The organism is Bacteroides sp. HPS0048 (genome assembly GCF_964240755.1).
Lineage (GTDB): Bacteria > Bacteroidota > Bacteroidia > Bacteroidales > Bacteroidaceae > Bacteroides > Bacteroides nordii.
Map to the genome: position 1 here is coordinate 232,962 of NZ_CAXSVC010000005.1, position 21,344 is coordinate 254,305.

At 44.4% G+C, this 21,344-nt stretch carries 13 protein-coding genes; 4 read left to right on the plus strand and 9 right to left on the minus strand.

The features are described 5' to 3' along the window. Positions 1 to 55 precede the first annotated feature (55 nt). Together ACESQI_RS06455 and lpdA are read right to left on the minus strand one after the other, a co-directional pair. Positions 56 to 790 (minus strand): biotin/lipoate A/B protein ligase family protein, encoded by a 735-nt coding sequence (locus ACESQI_RS06455; protein ID WP_373125576.1) that lies wholly within the window; start codon positions 788 to 790, stop codon positions 56 to 58. Then, complete coding sequence (gene lpdA, locus ACESQI_RS06460) at positions 790 to 2,139, minus strand: dihydrolipoyl dehydrogenase (protein WP_373125577.1); 1,350 nt, start codon at positions 2,137 to 2,139, stop codon at positions 790 to 792. The genes ACESQI_RS06455 and lpdA overlap by 1 nt, the downstream gene beginning before the upstream one ends. A 111-nt stretch (positions 2,140 to 2,250) precedes the next feature. Between lpdA and ACESQI_RS06465 the strand changes: the two genes are divergently transcribed. Continuing rightward, positions 2,251 to 2,718, plus strand: coding sequence for a nucleoside deaminase (locus tag ACESQI_RS06465; protein WP_002561697.1), 468 nt, complete (start codon positions 2,251 to 2,253; stop codon positions 2,716 to 2,718). A 282-nt stretch (positions 2,719 to 3,000) separates the two neighbouring features. Here the strand turns inward: ACESQI_RS06465 and ACESQI_RS06470 are convergent, their stop codons facing one another. Both ACESQI_RS06470 and ACESQI_RS06475 read right to left on the minus strand, forming a co-directional pair. Further along, entirely contained in the window at positions 3,001 to 4,563 is a 1,563-nt protein-coding gene (locus ACESQI_RS06470; protein WP_373125578.1) for an OmpP1/FadL family transporter, read from the minus strand. Between the two features lie 29 nt (positions 4,564 to 4,592). Beyond that, the gene (locus tag ACESQI_RS06475) at positions 4,593 to 5,891 is read right to left on the minus strand and encodes a hypothetical protein (protein ID WP_002561699.1); all 1,299 of its coding nucleotides are present in this window, start codon (positions 5,889 to 5,891) and stop codon (positions 4,593 to 4,595) included. A 438-nt stretch (positions 5,892 to 6,329) separates the two neighbouring features. Between ACESQI_RS06475 and ACESQI_RS06480 the strand changes: the two genes are divergently transcribed. Continuing rightward, positions 6,330 to 8,567 (plus strand): hypothetical protein, encoded by a 2,238-nt coding sequence (locus ACESQI_RS06480; RefSeq protein WP_373125579.1) that lies wholly within the window; start codon positions 6,330 to 6,332, stop codon positions 8,565 to 8,567. Positions 8,568 to 8,809: 242 nt separating this feature from the next. Beyond that, positions 8,810 to 9,655, plus strand: coding sequence for a 50S ribosomal protein L11 methyltransferase (prmA, locus tag ACESQI_RS06485; protein ID WP_373125580.1), 846 nt, complete (start codon positions 8,810 to 8,812; stop codon positions 9,653 to 9,655). Positions 9,656 to 9,777: 122 nt separating this feature from the next. On the opposite strand, the gene ACESQI_RS06490 is transcribed toward prmA, so the two are convergent. Beyond that, positions 9,778 to 10,608, minus strand: coding sequence for a glycoside hydrolase family 25 protein (locus tag ACESQI_RS06490; RefSeq protein WP_373125595.1), 831 nt, complete (start codon positions 10,606 to 10,608; stop codon positions 9,778 to 9,780). A 277-nt stretch (positions 10,609 to 10,885) separates the two neighbouring features. Further along, positions 10,886 to 12,529, minus strand: coding sequence for a diphosphate--fructose-6-phosphate 1-phosphotransferase (locus ACESQI_RS06495; protein WP_195349533.1), 1,644 nt, complete (start codon positions 12,527 to 12,529; stop codon positions 10,886 to 10,888). Positions 12,530 to 12,818: 289 nt separating this feature from the next. Here ACESQI_RS06495 and ACESQI_RS06500 point away from each other — a divergent pair, with 289 nt between their 5' ends. After that, a complete protein-coding gene (locus ACESQI_RS06500) occupies positions 12,819 to 15,155 on the plus strand; it encodes a trehalose hydrolase (protein ID WP_234130522.1) in 2,337 nt (778 codons plus the stop codon). Between the two features lie 247 nt (positions 15,156 to 15,402). Here the strand turns inward: ACESQI_RS06500 and ACESQI_RS06505 are convergent, their stop codons facing one another. The 3 genes from ACESQI_RS06505 to ACESQI_RS06515 form a co-directional block, all read right to left on the minus strand. Continuing rightward, the gene (locus ACESQI_RS06505) at positions 15,403 to 16,791 is read right to left on the minus strand and encodes an efflux transporter outer membrane subunit (RefSeq protein ID WP_002561705.1); all 1,389 of its coding nucleotides are present in this window, start codon (positions 16,789 to 16,791) and stop codon (positions 15,403 to 15,405) included. A 111-nt stretch (positions 16,792 to 16,902) separates the two neighbouring features. Then, positions 16,903 to 19,995, minus strand: coding sequence for an efflux RND transporter permease subunit (locus tag ACESQI_RS06510; protein WP_007484964.1), 3,093 nt, complete (start codon positions 19,993 to 19,995; stop codon positions 16,903 to 16,905). 3 nt (positions 19,996 to 19,998) lie between these two features. Next, on the minus strand, positions 19,999 to 21,195 hold the full coding sequence (locus tag ACESQI_RS06515) for an efflux RND transporter periplasmic adaptor subunit (protein WP_373125581.1): 1,197 nt from the start codon (positions 21,193 to 21,195) through the stop codon (positions 19,999 to 20,001). Positions 21,196 to 21,344 lie beyond the last annotated feature (149 nt).

The window sequence follows — 21,344 nt, forward strand, 5'->3', positions numbered from 1 at the left end:
CGCACAATAACTGTCCACTGTCAATTGTCCACTGTCAATTGTCCATTGTCCCCTGTCAATTCCCCAAAATCCACGCTTCCGTAGCATACTTCTCACGCTTCAGCCGTTCAATAGCTTCTATATCATTACGGGTGAAACGATAGATAGGATTCTCTCCATTCTCACTCAGAAAGTAATGAAACAGGAGCCGTAGAAAGCGTCGCATATCCGGAGGTTGTTGCAAATGCCTGCACACATTGGTCACTTCACTTTTTACTGACGGCACAGCGCGCACTATGTGCGAACCGGGAGCCAGTACTTCCGGCTCCGACCTGCCATTGAGCGAGGCATTCAATGCCTCGATGTTTGTAGAAAAGAGGAGTGTGCAGTGATACATCACTCTGTTTTTGTGGATACACTGCGCACTACCGGATATCTTCTGCCCGTCGATATACACTCCTAAGCGACTGTCCGCACTGGCAGTGATCCCTACTGTTGCCAGAAAATCAATGGTCTGTTGCAGATAATAGTTGAAGTCGGGCTGAGTAGCAGTCTCTATGAAAGTGAGGTTGACATTTCCCGCATCGTGATAAACTGCACCTCCACCGGAGAAACGGCGGGCAATCCTCACACCGTACTGCTGCGTGTAGTCCGTATCCACTTCTGCCTCCACACGCTGGTGTTTGCCGATAACCACCGTAGGAGTTGCCTGCCAGAGCATGAAATAGTTCTCACGCTTCTGCTTCAACAGATATTCTTCTGCTGCCAGATTGAAATAGATATCCGTACAGCGGTTGTCTATGCAGAACATCAGGCAAAAAGGGTTTCATGGAAAATCTCTCCCACCGTGGGGTGAGGAAATACACTCTTCTTAAACTCTTCTACCGTATATCCGTGCTCGATGGCAATACCTGCCACCACAATTAGTTCCGAAGCCGGATTCCCCAACAAGTGACAGCCGATGATATGCTCATCCTCATCAAGAATCAGTTTGCAAAGCCCATTTCCCAATTCATTCTCGGCAATAAAACGCCCGGAGTAGACCATTGGTAACTTCTGCACCCGGTAACTCACCCCTCCGGCAATCAGCTCTTCTTCCGTCTTCCCCACCCCGGCAAGTTCGGGATTGGTATAAACTACTCCGGGAATGTAGTCGTAGTTCATCTTATCTTCTACGCCCAAAATGTGGTTAATAGCCACCTCACTCTCACGGATGGCAGTATGTGCCAGCATCGAATGGCCTGTAATATCACCACAAGCATATACATGCGGGTGAGAGGTTTGCATGTGCTCATTTACTTTCACCCCACTACGGTGTAGCTCGATGTTCAGTTTATCAAGCCCCACCTGGCCTATATTTGCTTTACGTCCCACGCTTACTAATATCTTATCTGCTTCAAGCACGGTTGTTTTCCCATCTCTCTCTACTGTAACTCCTGCCTTACCCACTTCAATCACTTTTGTATTCAGATAGAAATTAACACCCCGTTTCGTATAGTCTGCCCGGAGCATGGCGCTGGTTTCTTTATCCATCGCACCCAGAATTTCGGGCATCATCTCGACCACTGCTACCCGCACTCCCATACTGTTGAAGAAAGAGGCGAACTCCATACCGATTACGCCACCACCAATGATGACGAGTGACCGGGGGAGCTGCGTCGACTCCAGGGCTTCTTTTGAAGTCCAGTAATCTACATCCGTAAGCCCCTTTATCGGAGGAATCACCGTATCAGAACCCGTACAAACCATCAGATAGGTTACCTCATACGATTCGTCCTCACTGCTAATGTGTATTCGCCCATCCTTCTCCCCCACTATGAGGGCTTCATGCTCCACAATCGTTACACCGTAGGAAGTTACCGTCATTGTCACTCCTCCCGTCAGCTTCTTCACTGTCTTGTCTTTGCGGCTGATAATCTTTTCCATATCAAACGCGGGAAGCCCGGAGACGGAAACACCATACTTGGATGCTCCTTTTATATTATCCAGCACTTTGGCGGAGTACAATAATGTTTTGGTTGGGATACATCCTTCGTTAAGGCATACCCCTCCCATTGCTTTTTTCTCAAACAGTACGGTTCTCAGACCGTTGGCCCCTGCACGCTCGGCAGCGGTATATCCGGCGGGACCTCCGCCAATGATTGCTATATCAAATTTCATACGCTGATTGTTCTTAAATAAAATATGATATAACAACAAATAAAAGAAGAACTTGGTTGCCGGGAATTGTCTGAATGATTACCTTTGCCTTAAAACTAAATCTTAAAAGAAATGACTAAGGAAGAATTAATGCGGAAAGCCATTGAGCTTTCAAAAGAAAATGTCGCTAATGGTGGTGGCCCGTTTGGTGCTGTTATTGCCAAAGACGGAGAGATTATTGCTACCGGAGTAAACCGCGTAACTGCCTCTTGCGACCCTACAGCCCATGCGGAAGTCAGCGCTATCCGTGCTGCTGCTGCCCAACTTGGTACATTCAACCTAAGCGGTTACGAAATATATACTTCGTGTGAACCCTGCCCGATGTGTCTGGGAGCGATCTATTGGGCACGACTGGATAAAATGTATTATGGCAATAACAAAACGGATGCGAAGAATATAGGGTTCGACGACTCATTTATTTATGACGAACTGGAATTGAAGCCCGCAGACCGGAAATTGCCTTCGGAGGTACTGCTCCACAATGAAGCTATCAAAGCTTTTGAAGAGTGGGCGGAGAAGGAAGATAAAGTGGAGTATTGATTAATCCTATTAACATTCCTGAGAATCATACGTACTATGCCTGACAAAGAATGCATAGTTTACATCTGAACTATGCATTTTAAGGGAGCGTTAAAATGCATTTTAAGGTATTGTTAAATACGTACTTTAGGACTCGTAATATTATCTTTCCTAAATGGTAACATAAAGCGTTGCAACATAGAAGTATACGCTATATAAAACAAGAATCCCCGGAGTACTGCATTTCTCCGGGGATCTTTTTCACACACAAAAGTTATAATTGCAATTGAAACTCTTCTCTTTTTAGAAACGCATGCCGATGGTAAAGAGTACCTGGCTGCGAGTATTGGTAACGTCCGTCTTGTTAAGATATATATCTTCAAAGGCATAGAACTTCTCTTTATAAGTACTGTATTTATATGCGAGATCTGCATAAAGCAGGCTGCCACGATAACCGATACCGATGGTATAATTGCTAAGCGCCTGGGCATTGGCAAAATCGGTATCTGTACTTATTGAGTTTATAGGCAAGTTCTTGAAAGCATCCTCCTTAAAGGCAGAAGTGCTGTAATTGTATCCCAAACGGAAAGCAAATTGCGGAATCACCTTATACTCTGCCCCTACGCGAACCGTACTAACTCCTTTCAGCATACTGGTCTGGTCATTTTCCCAAGTCATTGCATCACCTTCGGGGTAGTTGAAGCGCATCGTTGAATAATTTTCATATTCATACTCCGCACCGATAGCCAGGCTACTGCCCACTGTATATCCGAGACTGAAATTATAAGTCCACGGTGTACGGAAACTATACTCACGGTTCATATCACCCACCAAGTCATAGGTATCAATGGTGGTCCGAGTCAGTTTATCACCCAAAAAGACATCGGAAACCATACGGGAACTTGTGGTCAGCGTAAGTTTATAGAATGTAGGAGAGTGCACAGACACACCGAAACGCAGAGGAGAGGATTCGATGGGACGTACAATGGCTCCCAGCTTAAAGTCAAATCCACTACCGCCAATCTTGTTCCAGCTTTCCAGCAAATATCCTGTCTCGCCATAGTTCTCGTCATAAGAGGAGTACTTCTTATAGTCTACGTCATAAGCTCCTATTGTCATTCCGAAATAGAAACGGTCATTGACGTTGAACGATACGTTGAAATCATATTGATCAATTCCGCCTCTTTCCTCGGAGTGAAACTTAGCATAAGGGATATCGGTAGTCATCGGCCTGTAAAGGTTTCCACCCCATTGGTCTTTGCCGTCTTCATTGAGCAGATGGCCTTGCCATCCCAATACGGAAAGCCAACCCAAATCCTTGTCACGAAAAGCTTCACGGCCTTCAAGATATTTACTGTCTTTCACTCCATTCGCCTGATTAGCCATCTGATAGGTTTGGGTTACAATTCCATCACCAGGTGCTGTGTTCAGCAATCCCTCCATACCCATATTCTTATAGAACGACTTCGATTTGTGATAGTTGAATCCGAAATTCACATACCGCAGAGGCGTCTGATTACCTATCTTTGAAGAAAACACAAAACCTATATTATCAAATCCTCCACGGTTCTTATCCCATTTTGAATTATAAACATTGTCAAATCCCTTGTATGTACTCTCCATCCCATAGGCTGAGAAACTGAAAGTAGTCATCACATCGTTACTGCGGTAGATTCCGATACCAGCCGGATTTGTTCCGATAGTGGATATATCTCCTCCTAAAGCACTCATTGCGCCACCCATACCGACAAAACGGGCGGTTCCATTTAAGTCCTTACCAGTAAACTTAGCAGCATCGTATATTGTCTGTGCCTTTGCACTGCCTGCAAGCAGGGCGGCAGCCGCTATAATCATTATCTTTTTCATAATCCTTACCTTTTAAGTTAATACTACGGTTATCTCCGGCTACTACTGCTACGGCTGGAACCACCGCCACCACCACTGGAACGGGAGGAACTACCACCACTATATGAACCTGCACTGGAGCGCGAACTACTGCTGCTACTGGGAGAATAACTTCTGCTGGAAGAAGGAGTAGACGACGAACGTGAACTTCCGCTTGAATAGCTGCTACGGCTGGAAGGCTGCGTTGAGCTACCTCTGTTGTAAGTAGAACTCGGACGGCTACTGCTACTACTGCTCGGTCTGGAGGAAGAGCTGCTGGAAGGACGGCTTACCTCAGTCCGCGAGCTACTATTATAAGTACTGCGCGTACTGCTCGGACGTGTGTAGGTAGAACGACGTGAAGAGCTTGCTTCTCCCCTGTCCGTACTTACTCCCGGACGACTGCTGGCGGAGGTACGTGTTCCTACAACCCTGCTTGAAGACGAAGCATTGGTACGACGGGAAGTGCTCGTTCCGCCTGCACTTGGGCGACGGGAGGCATCTCCTGAGGTATATGTACGACGGGAAGTACCCGACGAATACCGGTCGCTGTTTCCGTAAGACCGACGATTGGTATAACTGTTATTGCTCCAGTAGTGACCTCCGCCACCCCAACCCGGATAATACCCGGGATAATGATGGTGATGTCCCCAGTGACCACCCCAATAGCCGCCACCATACCAACCACCGTACCAGCCGCCATAATATCCGCCCCAACCGTAATAAGGACGTGACCATCCCCAACCCCAACCGGGACCGTAGGAATTATAGCGCCAATCCCACCACATCGGATTGCTGAACGTAGGGAACGCATAGGCATACAAGCCGTCAGTATATACGTTCCAGTCCCATGAATTGCTTCCGTAAACAATATCCCAATAGAACGGGCTACTGATACTTACAGCAAAACGCGGATTACGGAAACGGATGATGCGTTCTGCATATTCGTAATCGTCCTGCGAACCGTTGAACTCACCGTTCACCCATTCGCCATCCAGATCCGGGCGTGATTTCTCTTTAATATATAAGGTGTCATCCTCCATCTCGAAGTCGTTTTCACGTGCATCGTAGCGGCGGTTATACTCGTCCACATCTCGGGTATTTCCTTTGCGGTCCTGAACAACAACAGTTGTCCCCGGAGACGTATAAATATTCGTCGTGGCCTGTCTCCTCACCGGTTCCTTCTTCTCTGGTGCCGGCTCTTCCTTCTCTTTGGAAGGAATGAAGTAGAGGTCATCGTCATAGCTCTGTGCCATCAAACCTATAGGGAGACACAAGGCAATCAACAATAAAAAAACAATCTTTTTCATATCTCTGTGGTTTATGGGTTTATTTTTTTTAATCCTTTTATTCACATTACAAAGATAAGCAAGGTATTGTTGCTTTTCGGGAGATTTTCCCCAAACAATAATAGGGAAATCCCTATTTATAAAAGATTAAGAAGCTGATAAAAGCCTTTAATACTTTACCTCAATGGATAAAAAACAGAAGGATGTAGGGAATTGTTTCCGGGAGAAGAAAAGTTAACCATGAAGGTTGCATGTAGCCGGGGCGTAGTCTACATGTAGGCAAGGCATAGTCTCCAAGCAGGCAAGGCGTAGTCTCCAAACACCCTGTTTGTCCTCCTTTTACCATAGTAATCTTTACAAGGCAGGAACAGCCGTTTAAATTAAAAACTCATTTCGCTTTCAATTTCAAAAAATATATATACTTTTGTTCGTCATAAATAAACTTTTAAAAGACAGATTATGAAAAAAGAACTACTATTAATTGGTTTGTCACTGTTTTCCGTGACAACATCGGCACAACAAATCCATTCCATAATAAGTAAAAAATATGGAATAGAGCACAAAACATCTATCAAAACAAAGCAAACCAGACAAGCAGAAACAGAAAAACAAAAAGAGTATCAGAAAATGGTGGAAACACAGGTGAATACCAGCATCGCACGCCATAAACTGGAAAATATGCGCGAAACCATCGAAAGGGCAAGCGTCAACCTCCTGGACGAAGCTGTCATCGAAGGATCGGAGAGACGCACATACACCTATTCGCCCGACGGCAAACGTGACGAAGAAAAGCTATACCATTGGTACAACAATGAATGGCGACTGGATAATGTCTATAAAAGAATATACACGTATGACGACCAACAACGCTGTACTGGACGTACTATATTAGATGATGGCAGAGAAATATCCAAAGTTACCATCAGCTATGAAGGTGGAAACACCATCTACAAATACTACAGAATAGGAGGACCCGAGCAAACATTGGTGGCCGACTATGAAAAAGGTTACGATGCAGAAAAGCGCGAAACCCTCTACAAATTATACGACGAACGAGGTATCCTAAGAGACTGGAGAGAATTCAGATATGATAATGAAGGAGACCAGGTATTCACGTTATTCTGGAACGGATCATGGGGTGAACATGGCAGTGGAACAAAGTATGAAACGATAAAAGAAGGCTTGAAAAATACAAGAACCTCCTATCAATGGGACTCAAATAAAAACGACTGGTGGATGACCGAAACCCTGACCATCCTCCACAATGAAGCAAAATGCAGCTTGTCCGAAGAACGTTACGCATACAATCCCGATGGTAGCATCATCCATGGAGAAAAAGAAACCAATGTATATGATGCATACAACCGCCTCACCTCTACAGTGGTCGAGGAGTATACGAACGGAAAATTTGAATACTCATACAAAGAAGAGTATACATACTGGGGAACCGAAGCCTACGATCCCGACAGCGAAGAGGAAGACTTTGAAGGTCCGTTACTCACCTATTCTTCTTCTGACTGGGAAGACGGTGAATGGGTAGAAACTGAGTATGGAAAGATAGAACGTAATGCACAAGGGGTAGCCACAAAGGGTTACTCAAAAGAAATTGATGAAGAACGTATTGACGGTGAGTATGTCTTTGTAATCAACGAAGAAGAAGGAACGTTTGACGATAAGGGAAACCTTATTGCAAGTACAGGAACATGCAAGCATGAGAACGGCACATTGTTGTACAACATAAAATCTGAATACGAATATAATGCCCAAAACAAAAACATACGTTCTACTTTCTACAGAAAATACCCGACGGATGATGCATGGCAACTGAATGAAGAAGACCGTGAGGAATATGATTCATTCGGCAGAACTATCCTGAGTTCCTACCTCTACCGCGATGATAGCAATAACTGGCAGGGAAATAAGTCAATATACAAATACCAGTTTGGAACCAAAGAGACGGAATATGCCGAAATAACAGATTACTTTGTAAACAGCAACGGTGAATTCAGTACAGTACCAAGCTACTTCCGTTCTCATCTCCTGAAGGATCAAATCAAAGAAACCATAAACCAATCCTACGAGAATGGAGTTGTAGTTTATGGAAACAAAGAGGAAGTGGCTACAATCAGCATCCAGCTCACACTGCCCGACCCCGAACGTTACAACGATCCTATCGAGATAGAAGAGGTGATGGAAAGTCCGAAGATTTCTCTCATATCCTCCTACTACTGGGAAAACGATAGCTGGATACCGCAACAAAAGTACGGATTCGAGCAAGAAGGCAACAACATCACCGTAACATTCCAGGTAGGTGACAGAGAGATGGAAAGAAGCGTATACACCTACGATGACCAGAAGAGAATCGTTGCCTATACACAGTATCAGGATACAGAGAAGAGATCAGAAGTGACATATAGCTACAACAACGACGGATTGCTGAACAAGAAAGACGAAAACGGTATTGTCACCCTCTACATCTATTCTAAACACGAGGTGACAGGTATTGAGAAAACAACCGTGTCCGTTCTGCAAATCAAGGGACGTATCATTACTACCGACAACGCAGAAACATTGTTGCAGGTATATACCATTGACGGAACACTCATCGCCAGCGGAACAGGTACAGTTACCCTGCCGGAAAGCGGAATCTACATCGTAGTTACAGACACTGTTCGCCAAAAAGTTATGATCCAATAATGTATGGACATGAATTTATTTACGATTAGACGATATACGATTGAAGTTACTCTTTTAAAAGCCTGTTTCAGTGCTGTTAGAGACAAAGTAATCCCAATCGTACATCGTAAATCGTCTAATCGTAAATAAATTCATTATTATACGGATATAAGGAAATTTTAGTGCAGTTGCCCGGGCTTTTTCGGATATTATACCAGGCAATTGGTATTTTAATTACCTTTGCAAATAAAAACAGAATACATATGAAGTACTTTGAATTCACTTTTAACACCAACCCTTGTACCGAAACAGTCAACGATGTACTGGCCGCTGTCCTGGGTGAGGCAGGATTTGAAAGTTTTGTAGAGTGCGAAGGAGGATTATCAGCTTATATCCAGCAAAGCCTTTGCGATGAAGAAACAATAAAAAATGCGCTTGCTGATTTTCCTTTGCCCGATACGCAAATCACTTACAGCTATGTAGAGGCAGAGGATAAGAACTGGAACGAGGAATGGGAAAAGAACTTCTTCCAGCCAATAGTAATCGGAGACCGTTGCGTGATTCACAGTACATTCCATACAGATGTGCCCAAAGCGGAATACGATATTGTAATCAACCCACAAATGGCATTCGGCACAGGACATCATGAAACCACCAGCCTTATTATTGGTGAATTACTGGATAGCGAACTGCAAGGTAAATCATTGCTCGATATGGGGTGCGGAACTTCCATACTTGCTATCCTTGCCCGCATGCGTGGCGCTGCTCCCTGCACTGCTATTGACATCGACGAATGGTGCGTACGCAACTCCATTGAAAACATTGAACTAAACCAGGTAACGGACATCACCGTAGAACAGGGCGATGCTGCTGCATTGGCGGGTAAAGGGCCGTTCGATATAGTCATTGCCAATATCAACCGCAATATTCTGCTGAATGATATGAAGCAATATGTCGCCTGCATGCATCCGGGTTCGGAACTATATATGAGTGGCTTTTATGTAGATGACATCCCCGTGATCCGCGAAGAGGCAGAACGAAACGGACTGAGCTTTGTTCATCATAAAGAAAAGAACCGTTGGGCAGCTGTCAGATTAATAATGTGCTAATGTGCTAATATGCCAATGTGCCAATTAGCTGCGCAGTATTTGCACAAAGCTAATTGGCACATTATTTAATTGCATATTAACACATTATAAATTGGCACATTGGCATATTAGACATTGGCACATTATTTTATCGTCATCCTCTTCAGCTCTTCCAGCGAACCGTTAAATACATTCAAGTCCACATCTTCATCAATCCCAGGCACAGTGCCAACATCAGAATGCTGCCAAAAGTGCCATTTACCTTCATACTTCACAGAATCCACATAATAGTGAGCAATCCAGTAAGGATATGTATTGAAAATTGAATCATCCAGATAGCGGGTTTTAAATTTGTAAGAAGTATAAAGGATCGGTTTCACACCATAGTGCGCCTCCACCCTGTCGAGCCAGCGCTTTATATTTTGCTGTAATTCCTTCTTTGTCTTTTTCCCGGTTACCTCCACATCCAGCACCGGAGGAAGATCACCCGGAGCAAGTTTCACGGTACGAATAAAGAAATCGGCCTGCTTTAGCGGATCAGTCTTCGGAGAGAAGAAATGATAAGCTCCGCGAATAAATCCATGCTTTCCCGCTTCCGAGAAATTACGGGCAAAAGTATCATCACCATGATCTCCGCCTTCGGTAGCTTTCATAAAAACAAACTCAATAGGATAATCGGTCAGACGGCTCTGCATCAGTTCAAGCCAATCTATATCACCCTGATAATGGGAGATATCAATGCCATGTACATCATAACAACAAGGCACACAAATACCATACGCTTTCAGACCGTAACAAGGTTTCCAACGATAAGCATAAGGACGTATAAAGAAATAATAAAATGCCCCGGAAAAGATAGCAATAATAAAGATAGCAAGTACATTGCGCAACCAGGAGGGCATTACAGTACGGGCTGCTTTTTTTGTTTTTGAGGGAGTACGACGACGGGTACTACGCGAAGCGACAGCATCCATAGAGGTACGACGCGAAGCAGCAGTAGAGGTTTTGCGAGGTATAGGTTTGCGGGAAGTAGTCATATCAGTAGTTAGAAGTCAGTAGTCAGTAGTTAGGACCTATGCAGAGTATTAGTATTTACTACTAACTTAGAATTTAGTAGCTAAAATCTAATAACTGAAATCTATGTAGCATACCAGTATCGTGTTACTAACTTAGAATTTAGCAGCCAGAATCTATACAGCATGCTAATACTGCTGTATAGATTCCAACTACTAACTATCAGTTTCTAACTTCTTATTTAGCTTGTTCAAGCTGCAAAGTCTTGGTAGGCTGATCACAGACTTCAGTAGGACCAAAGTACTGGATAGGACCCGGATATACATAATCCGTAGTCATAGCCCACTGGTCGCGCATAGCGGCAAATGTTTTGAAAGGAGCACCATCCAGTTTCACAAGAGCTTTCTGGATAACCGGTTTCATTTCGCCATGACGACGTTCCATATTCATCATCATTGTGATAGGTACACCACCTGCAATCCATTCTTCGGCAGGAGCAGTAGTGTTGCGTACAGATGACATATAACCAGTCTTACCATTGGCAATCAGCATAGAAGCTGTATAGCCCAGTGAGTAGCAGTAGTCAGCATCGTAGTTTGACGGAGCAGCGCAACGGCCTTCATAACCGAAGAAGTGGTGCTGTGCAGCAAACTTTCCTACATATTTGCCTTCTGCCTTCCAGGTAGCCAGTTTGGTAGCAACCATTTCCGACAACAATTTCTCTGTCTCAATCAGCGATACCTGTACATTTCCGTGCGGGTCACGATCCAGAGTAAGCTGGCGTGCAACACCTTCGGGAAGACTTGCATAGATAGCAGCATTCACCGGAGAGAGCTTGCTGATAATGTAATCACGTTGGTGAGATTTCTTAATATGAGAGAACTCTTCTGCATTAGAAGCCAAGAAGTCGTTCAGCTCAGCAATCAGGCGTTTCATAGCCGGAATGAACTCAACAAGACCTTCGGGGATAAGTACAGTACCGAAGTTATTGCCCTGTGCAGCACGATCGGCAACCACCTGTGCAATGTAGGTTACTACATCGTCCAGAGACATATCTTTCGTTTCTACTTCTTCAGAAATGATACATACGTTAGGCTGAACCTGCAAAGCACATTCCAGCGCAATGTGAGAAGCCGAACGCCCCATCAGTTTGATAAAGTGCCAATATTTGCGGGCAGAGTTACAGTCGCGTTGGATGTTTCCAATCACTTCTGAGTAAACCTTACAAGCTGTATCAAAACCGAAAGAAGTTTCAATCATTTCGTTCTTCAGGTCACCGTCGATAGTCTTCGGACAACCGATTACCTGTACACCAGTGTTCTTTGCTGCATAATATTCGGCCAGCACACAAGCGTTTGTGTTAGAATCATCACCACCAATAATGACAAGTGCTTTGATGCCCAGTTCTTTCAGAATTTCAAGACCTTTGTCAAACTGCTCTTCCTTTTCCAGTTTCGTACGGCCGGAACCGATAATATCAAAACCTCCTGTGTTACGATACTCATCGATGATATCAGAAGTGAGCTCCATATAATTATGGTCAACCAGACCGCCAGGGCCCAAAATGAAACCATACAATTTGCTATCAGCATTGAGAGCTTTGATACCGTCAAACAGACCGGAAATTACATTGTGTCCGCCCGGAGCCTGTCCACCGGAAAGGATAACACCTACATTCATAGCAGGCAGTTTAACAGCTTCTCCGGCTTCAAACTTAATCAATGGCATACCGTACGTATTGGGGAATAATTTCTTGATAGCTTCCTGATCGGCTACCGATTGAGTAGCAGCGCCTTCTACGGCTTTAACAGCTCCTTTCAGCGCTTTCGGAAGTTTGGGCTGATACGCAGCCCTTGCGATTTGCAATGCACTTTTAGTCATTTTCTTTATTTTTATTTAAAGGTGTTAGTAAGTTCGATACTAAAAAATCAAAAGCGATGCAAATTTCGTGTTTTTTTCTGAAATATGAAAGAGCATACGTAAATAATGTTAGCATACCTTTCGGTTAGAGAGACTTCCGTCTATCAACTACGAAAAATGGAAAAGGCAATAAAATGGCTTTTTTTGAGGTATTAGTATAAGCCATTGAGATAATACTGCAAAGTGAGACAAAAGATTTGAACTACATTTGCACACATCATTTATGCATTTTTAATCAGGAAAAGAAACCATGAAAAACATGTATGATCACTTTAGTAAAGGTATTCTGTTAGGGGTTCTCTGTCTGGCTTCGTGCAGCAACTCCGCCCGTTCAGAACAAGAGCCGCCTATGAACCGCTACAAATCTGTATTTACTTCCATCCCGCAGGAAGTACCTACAATCAAAACACCCGATGCTCCCTTGGCAGGAAACGGAGATATAGGTATCACTATGGGCGGAACACCGGATAGTCTGTGCTTTTATATCGGCAAGAACGATTTCTGGCGTGCATATCCTGTTTATCCGGGTGGCATTGCTCTGCCGGGAGGGCTGAGTATCTCTTCCAAAAGCCTGCAAGGAGCCGGCTACTATGCAGAGCAACTACCGGGAAGCGCCGAAATCAAAGGCCGCTTCACCAAAGAAGATTTACAGGTTGAATTATCGGCATGGGTAGTAGCAACACACAATCACGTCGTCATAGAACTGACAGCCAACGAACCCATTGAAATCAATCTCAACCTATGGGCGGCCCAGGGCAACACCTCCGTCACTGCACAAGGCAAAGAAGATATACACTGGGTGAGCCGTTCATTTGAGAACACTCCGTTGCTACGCTGGCCTACACACGTAATACTGGCTATGAACACTCCCGGAAGTCCCCTCCCCCATTCTGACAGGATATTGTTGCAACCCGGAGAAAAAAGATGGATTACCGTCACAGCATATACCAATCACGACACACCCCAATGGAAAGACCGGGCACTCAGTGAAGCCAGAAAGTTGACTCCCGCTTTATTGAAAGACCTAAAAAAAGAACATCAACAATGGTGGAATAACTTCTGGAATGAATCCTCTGTCGCCATCGGTGACGAAGAATTGGAGCGTTACTATTACATGTCCCAGTATCTGCTGGCTTGCTCTTCACGTGGCGATAAGTTTGCTCCCGGCATTTGGGGCACATTTGTTACACGCGATGAGGCTGCATGGGGAGGTGACTATCACCTGAATTATAATTATCAGGCTCCCTATTGGGCAGCATTTTCTTCCAATCACATCGACCTCACAAAGAATTTTGACCAGCCATTGCTGGATTATATGGACATGGGACGCCAGCACGCCCGCGAGCTATTGAACTGCAAAGGCATTTATTATCCGGTTGGTATCGGTCCGAAAGGACTCTGTACCTCTATGTGGCCTCTTACTCCGGACGAAATGATGCAAAAATATGCTACCCGCGAAAACACGATTGACAACGGGTATAAGTTCCTGGGACAAAAAATAAATGCAGTATTCAGTGTAGGCAATATGCTGATGAGGCACTACAGTACCTACGACGAAGCGTATGCAAAGAAAGTATATCCTTATATTATAGCCTGCGCAGACTTTTGGGAAGATTATCTGGTAATGGAGAACGGACGTTATGTGATAAAAATGGATCACTTCAACGAAGTGATGCCCAACAAACGCAATAAAGGCGTATGGCGAAACAGGCTGGGCGATTTCAACTCAACTCTCTCGCTGGGGTTAGTGAAGATGCTATTCAAAGGAGTAACGGACATGAGCATCTTCCTCCAAACGGATGAAAAACGACGAGAAAAATGGAATGAAATACTGACCAGACTGAGCGACTATCCTGTAGGAAAGAATGCCGAAGGAAGAATGAGCCTGAAAAGCATGGAACGCGGACCACAAAATTCGGTAGTTCGTCCGTCGGGATTAAACCGGGTTTCTATTCATGGGCTTATCCTGCCAGGAGGAGTAGCCGGTCCGGTAACCGACTCTGTATTCAATGCTATCCTGTTGGAAGACGTCAATCATTGGACAGATAGGCAATGGAATCCCGACGACTGGGGAAACACAAGCAACAATGGAATAGAAACCTGTTATCCGGGTGCAGTACGTGTAGGCTATGACGCAGAAAAGCTACTGCAACATCTTAAAAGACGTATCAGCTTCAGTGTTCATCCTAACCTGTGGATAACCCAAGGAGGTGGAGGCATAGAGACACTTGCTGCTGTGCCTTTGACTATCAACGAAATGCTGATGCAGAGCTACGAAGGAGTGATCCGTATTTTCCCTAATTGGATAATGACACAGGACGCTTCTTTCAAAGATCTGCGGGCATACGGTGCTTTTCTCGTGAGTAGTAGCCTGAAAAACGGAACAGTGGAAATGGTGGAGATTAAAAGCGAGAAAGGACGTACCTGTGTGATAGATAATCCCTGGAAAGGGAAAAAAGTCCGGATCGTACGTAATGGGAAAGACGAAGAAGTTATAGGCGGCAGCCGATTCACGATTGATACAAAGGAGGGAGAAACGGTAAAAGTGCTTCCCGCACGGGGAGGTTCGACCAGCGATGGTAGCTAAACAAGTATATTCAAATCTGTATGGGTTTGGATATATTTCACCACAGAGTAACACAGAGTTTAGATCTTTATTGAAACGCAGATGAACGCAGATTTTCGCAAAGGGAAACAAATAGATGATAAAGAAATACAGTCTTTTAATCTATCTGTGTTAATCTGCGTTTCATCAGATAAATAGTACTCTGTATTACTCTGTGGTGAGTTTCATATCTGTACGGGTTTGAATAAAACTGAAACAGCCTCTTAATTTATTTACCTTCTTCCCTTATTTGCCAACCTCCGCCAAGAGCTTTATACACTTGTACTACTGCGATTAACTCATCACGAATAGCATTGCTCAAGCCTATCTGAGCATCAAAATAACCACGTTGCGCATCGAGTACATCCAGATAATTGATAACTCCGTTAATATATTGAAGTTGCGCCAAGTCTACATAGCTCTTGGAAGAACGTTCCAAATGAGCACGAAGATCATATACCTCTTTTATCTTGTTGAAGTTAACAATTGCATTTTGTGTCTCTTTAAATGCCGTCAACACCGTTTTCTCATAGTTGTGTACTTCCGCTTCATAGGCAGCCTTCTTAGCTTTCAACGCTGCGCGATTCTTTCCCCAGCCCAGAATGGGAGTTAGCAAAGCACCTTCCATAATACCATAAGGAGATTTCAGCAGATCAGAAAGGACTGTACTTTCGGCTCCGGCCCTACCTGTAAGAGAGATACGCGGAAACATATTCGTATACGCTACCCCCACTTTGGCGTTGGCAGCAATCAGTTTCTGCTCTGCCTGACGAATATCCGGACGACGTTCGAGCAAGGCAGAGGGTAAGCCAACAGGCAACGCATTCGGAAAATTGAATTCCTGCAACAAGCCACTACGAGCTATTTTATTAGGATACTCTCCGGCAAGAAAGGCAATATCATTCTCTTTGAGACTGATCTTACGTTCGAGATCGGGCACAAGTGTTGCCGTACGGGCAAGCTCCACCTGAGACTGGCGATAGGAAGTCTCGGATGTCAACCCACCTTCAAAACGAATACGTGCCAGACGCATCCCTTCTTCACGGGCTTTCAGAGTCTGCCGGACAATCTCAAGCTCCGTATCAAGAGCTACAAGTTCATAGTAAGCCTGTGCCACTTCGGCTACAATAGTCATACGCAAAGCACGTTGTGCCTCTATGGATTGTAAATAGTCGGCAATACTTGCCGAACGTGCCCAACGCAGGTTTCCCCAAAGGTCAAGCTCCCACGAAAAAAGTACCTGAGCCTCAAAGGTATCACTGCGTTTGAAAGCATCGCCACCATGATTCTCAAACTCACGTTCACCGGTCACCGTTCCTTTTATGTCGGGAAGAAGGGCAGCAGTTGAGATTCTTTTTTGTGCAGCCATCTCTTTTACGCGGGCAGCAGCAATTAAAAGATCTTTATTGTACTCCAGCGATTTTGATATCAACCCGCGAAGTGTAGAATCGGTATAAATCTCCCACCAGTCCATATCACCAAAACTAAGTGTATCCTGATTGCGAGCAAGGCTGTCAGGCAAGTGAAGGTCAGGGCGGGTGTAACTTTTTCCAATCTTACAAGAGGAAAAAGAGACTACAGCCAGTAATAAAATAATATATAAAAAATTTCTCTTCATATCGTAGTTAGAATTTAGTAGTTAGTAGTTAGAATTTAGAATTTGGTAGTTAGAATTTGGTAGTTGGAATCTTTGCAGATACTCCCACGCTGCATAGATTCCAACTGCCAACTACTTACTTCTAACTACCAACTTATACACCATAACAAAGAAGAACGGTACAAGAATAATGCCCAGAACAATAGCAAAAATCATTCCGAAGAATACACCCGTACCAATAGCCTGCCGACTGGCAGAACCCGGTCCGCTTGCCAATACCATCGGGAGCATACCAAGCACAAAAGCCAGAGACGTCATCAAAATAGGACGAAAACGCAGACGGGCAGCATTGATAGCCGCTGTAACAATATCTTCGCCATCGTCTACCTGTACTTTGGCAAACTCCACAATAAGGATAGCATTCTTAGCTGCCAACCCTACCAACATTACCAATCCTATCTGAAAATATACATCATTTTCCAATCCGCAGATCCATACCCCCAGGTAAGCACCTAACGCAGCAATCGGCAAGGATAACAGTACGGCAACCGGCAAGGTCCAGCTTTCATATTGTGCAGCCAGAAACAGGAACACAAAGAGGAATACCAACGCCATCACCAACCCTGTCTGTCCACCGGCCTTCTTCTCCTGATAGGAAAGTCCACTCCATTCCAGCCCGATATTATCAGGCAAATGATCACGGGCTATCTGCTCCATAATCTCCATGGCTTGTCCGGAACTATATCCCTGTGCAGCTTCTCCGCGTATCACTGCCGTAGTAAACATATTGAAACGTTTGATACTACCGGGTCCTGTAGTGTATGAAGCATTCCCCAAAGAGGTAAGCGGTACCATAGCACCATTGGATGCTTTAACAAAGAAGAGGTTGATATTATCTTTATGCTCACGATAAGGAGCCTCTGCCTGAATATACACCTTATATATACGGTTGAACATGTTGAAGTCATTTACATATACAGAACCTGTATAGGCCTTCATGGTAGAAAACACGTCCGCCAGCGGAACACCTAACATCTTCACCTTATCACGGTCTACATCGAAATACAATTGTGGTATCTCTGACTGTAACGAAGAAGACAAGCCGGCAAGTTCTTTACTTTTTGAAGCATAGTACATCAATGTATCCGCCGCCTGAACCAGATTATCAAAAGTTGCCTCTCCACGGGCTTCCAGCTGCATCTCAAAACCTCCCGAACTACCTAAACCCGGGATAACCGGCGGTGTAGAGAGATACACTTTACTCTCGGGATACTCTTTGAGGTGTTCTTGTACCTCGGCCATAATTTTGTTTATAGTGGTTTCTTTACGTTCCTCCCACGGTTTCAGGATAACAGTCAACTCACTACGTGCCTGGTTACTACCGACACGAGGGCTACTTCCAGTCACATTCTGTACATATGCAATGTACGGATTCTTATCAAGGAAAGAGATAGCGCGCTCAGTCACTTTACGTGTACGTTCCAGTGTAGAACCTTCGGGCAGTTCAAGCTCTATCTTAAAATACCCCTGGTCTTCTACCGGAAGGAAACTGGTAGGAATGATACGATGTAATAAAAGAATCGCTATCAATACCATGCCGAAAGCACTTAATACACGACGCGGATGCTTAATGACACGAGTGATAACTGCTACATATTTATTATTTCCAATATTCAGCCACTCATTAATTTTACGAAATACGATGTTCTTCTTTTTGCCATTGTCCGGTTTCAGAATCAAAGAACACATGACAGGACTCAGCGTCAGAGCCACTACTGTAGATATCAGTACAGACACAGCAATGGTAATGGTAAACTGACGGTAAAGCTGCCCGGTAATGCCACTAAGGAAACTAACAGGAACAAATACGGCGCAGAGCACCAGCGAGGTCGCAATCAGAGCACTCGTCAGTCCCTCCATTGCCTTCTTAGTGGCCTCGTAGGCACTCAACTTTTCTGTCTCCATGATATGTTCTACGCTCTCCACCACCACAATAGCATCATCTACCACGATACCAATGGCAAGAATCAACCCTAACAATGTAAGGATATTCAGTGAGAAGCCAAAGATCAACATAAATCCAAACGTACCAATCAGCGAGATAGGTACAGCCACAATTGGAATCAGTGTGGCACGCCAGCTCTGCAAAGAGAGAAATACCACTAATACCACCAGTACAAGTGCTTCAAACAATGTTTTGTACACTTCATGAATCGACTCCGAAATATAGGTAGTCATATCAAACGGGATTTCGTAGCTCAACCCCTCAGGAAAGTTTTTACTGATTTCTTCCATGGCCTGTTTCACGTTGTCGGCCACTTCGATAGCGTTAGCACCAGGAAGCATATAAATACCGAGTACGGCAGCATTCTCTCCGTTGATACCACTCTCCGTATTATAAGAAGAAGCCTCAAGTGACACACGTGCCACATCTTTCAAACGGATAATAGATCCGTTTGCATTGGCACGCACCACAATATCTTCAAACTGACTTACGGTGGAAAGACGTCCCTGTGTAGTAATAGGAATAGTAACATCGAGCCCTTTTACCGGTTGCTGGCCAAGTACACCGGCAGCCGACTCACGGTTCTGATCCTTCAGAGCATTCTGCAAGTCCTGCACGGTCAAACCGAAGTTTGCCAGTTTATCGGGTTCTGCCCATATCTGCATAGCATAATACCGGCTACCAATATTCGATACACGTCCCACACCCGGAATACGACGAAGCACGTCGAGCACGTTGATCGTGGCAAAGTTACTCAAATAGATTTCGTCAAACTTCGGATCCGAAGAAGTCAGACAGAGTGTCATCAACTGACTTGGTGCCTGCTTCTCTACGGAAATACCATTTTGAATTACTTCGGCAGGCAAGCGGGATTCGGCAAGTTTCACACGGTTCTGAATCTCAACGGCAGCCAAATCAGGATCGGCAGATACATCAAAAGTGACTGTAGCCGAAAAACCTCCGGAGTTGGAACTGTTAGACTCCATGTAAAGCATACCGGGAGTACCGTTAATCTCTTGTTCAATCGGAGTAGCCACCGCCTGCGAAACGGTAAGTGCACTGGCTCCCGGATAGGATGCACTGATTTTAACCACCGGCGGAGTTATCTGCGGATACTGATCCACCGGAAGCATAGTCAACCCTATGACTCCGATTATTATAATTACAATGGATATGACCGCCGAGAAAACCGGACGATCTATAAAAAAACTGACTTTCATTATTTACTCCTTTATAGCGTTATCCACCTCTTCAGCCTTATCGGCTTCTACTACCCGGACTTTCATTCCCGGATTGAGTTTGTGGAATCCTTCAACAACAATCATTTCTCCCTGTGCAAGTCCGCGTTCCACAACTACTTTATTACCAAATTCAGGTCCTAATTCAATGAAACGTTTCTCTACTGTTGAGTCTTTACGCATCACGTAAATATAAGCCCCACCTTTCTCGATTGTTACAGCCTTGAGAGGCACCACAACAGCACCTTCTCTAACATCGAGCAATAATTTCACTTTTGTGAACTGTCCGGGTAACAACACCTGCTTCGGGTTGGGCATCTCGGCCCGGACAGAGAACGTCCCCGTCTGAGGATCCACTTGTGGTTCGGCAAAATCCACGTAACCTTTGTATGGATAGACCGTATTATCGGCCAGTGTAATAGAAATGTTGGGTTGCCAGGAACGACTGGAATCCTGCTGCCCGATATTAATATTCCGTTCTTTACTTTTCAGATAATCCAGTGCAGTCATATTAAAATCGACCAGCACCGTATCACTCTTTACGATGGTAGCCAGCAAAGACTTCGCACCCGGTCCAACCAATGTCCCGAGGTCGACGTTTCGTTCGCTGATATGTCCCGAAAGCGGAGAGCGAACTAATGTATATCCCAATTCCATCTCTGCTTGTACCAGATCGGCTTCACTCATGGCAACCGTAGCTACTGCACTTTCATAAGCAGCTTCAGCATTATCAAGATCCAACTGGCTGGCAGCATTCTGAGCATAAAGCGGTTTGATACGTTCAAAGTCACGTTGAGCTTTCAGTGCCTGTGCCTCATCTTTTTTCAGCTGTGCACGTGCTTTATCTGCTTTTGCCCGGTATTGCTCCTGGTTAATAACAAAAAGTACCTGGTTTTTATTCACATAGGTACCCTCTGCGAAAAGCATCTGTTCCAGATAACCTTCTACACGGGCACGCACTTCAACAAATTGCTGGGCACGAATACGGCCTACATACTCACCATAAATTTCTACATCATCTTTTACTGCAGCCTCCACTATCACTGTAGGTATTTCCGGTTCAGCCTTATGCGGACGCGTTAATAACCAGTAAATACCCAATATCAGAACAATGCAAACAACAGTAGCAATGGTTCTCCTTTTCTTTAATTTTAATTCTTTCTTTGAGAGAAATAATCTCATAATCGGTTGAATTAGTTAATTTAACTTATGTTTGTTCTTAGTCTCTTGTCGTACAAGTTTCGTACCAAAACTGCAAAAACTTCATTTATCTACTATAAACAAGCTGTTTATACTGTATATACACTAATTGGACATCTGTGGAATTTTAC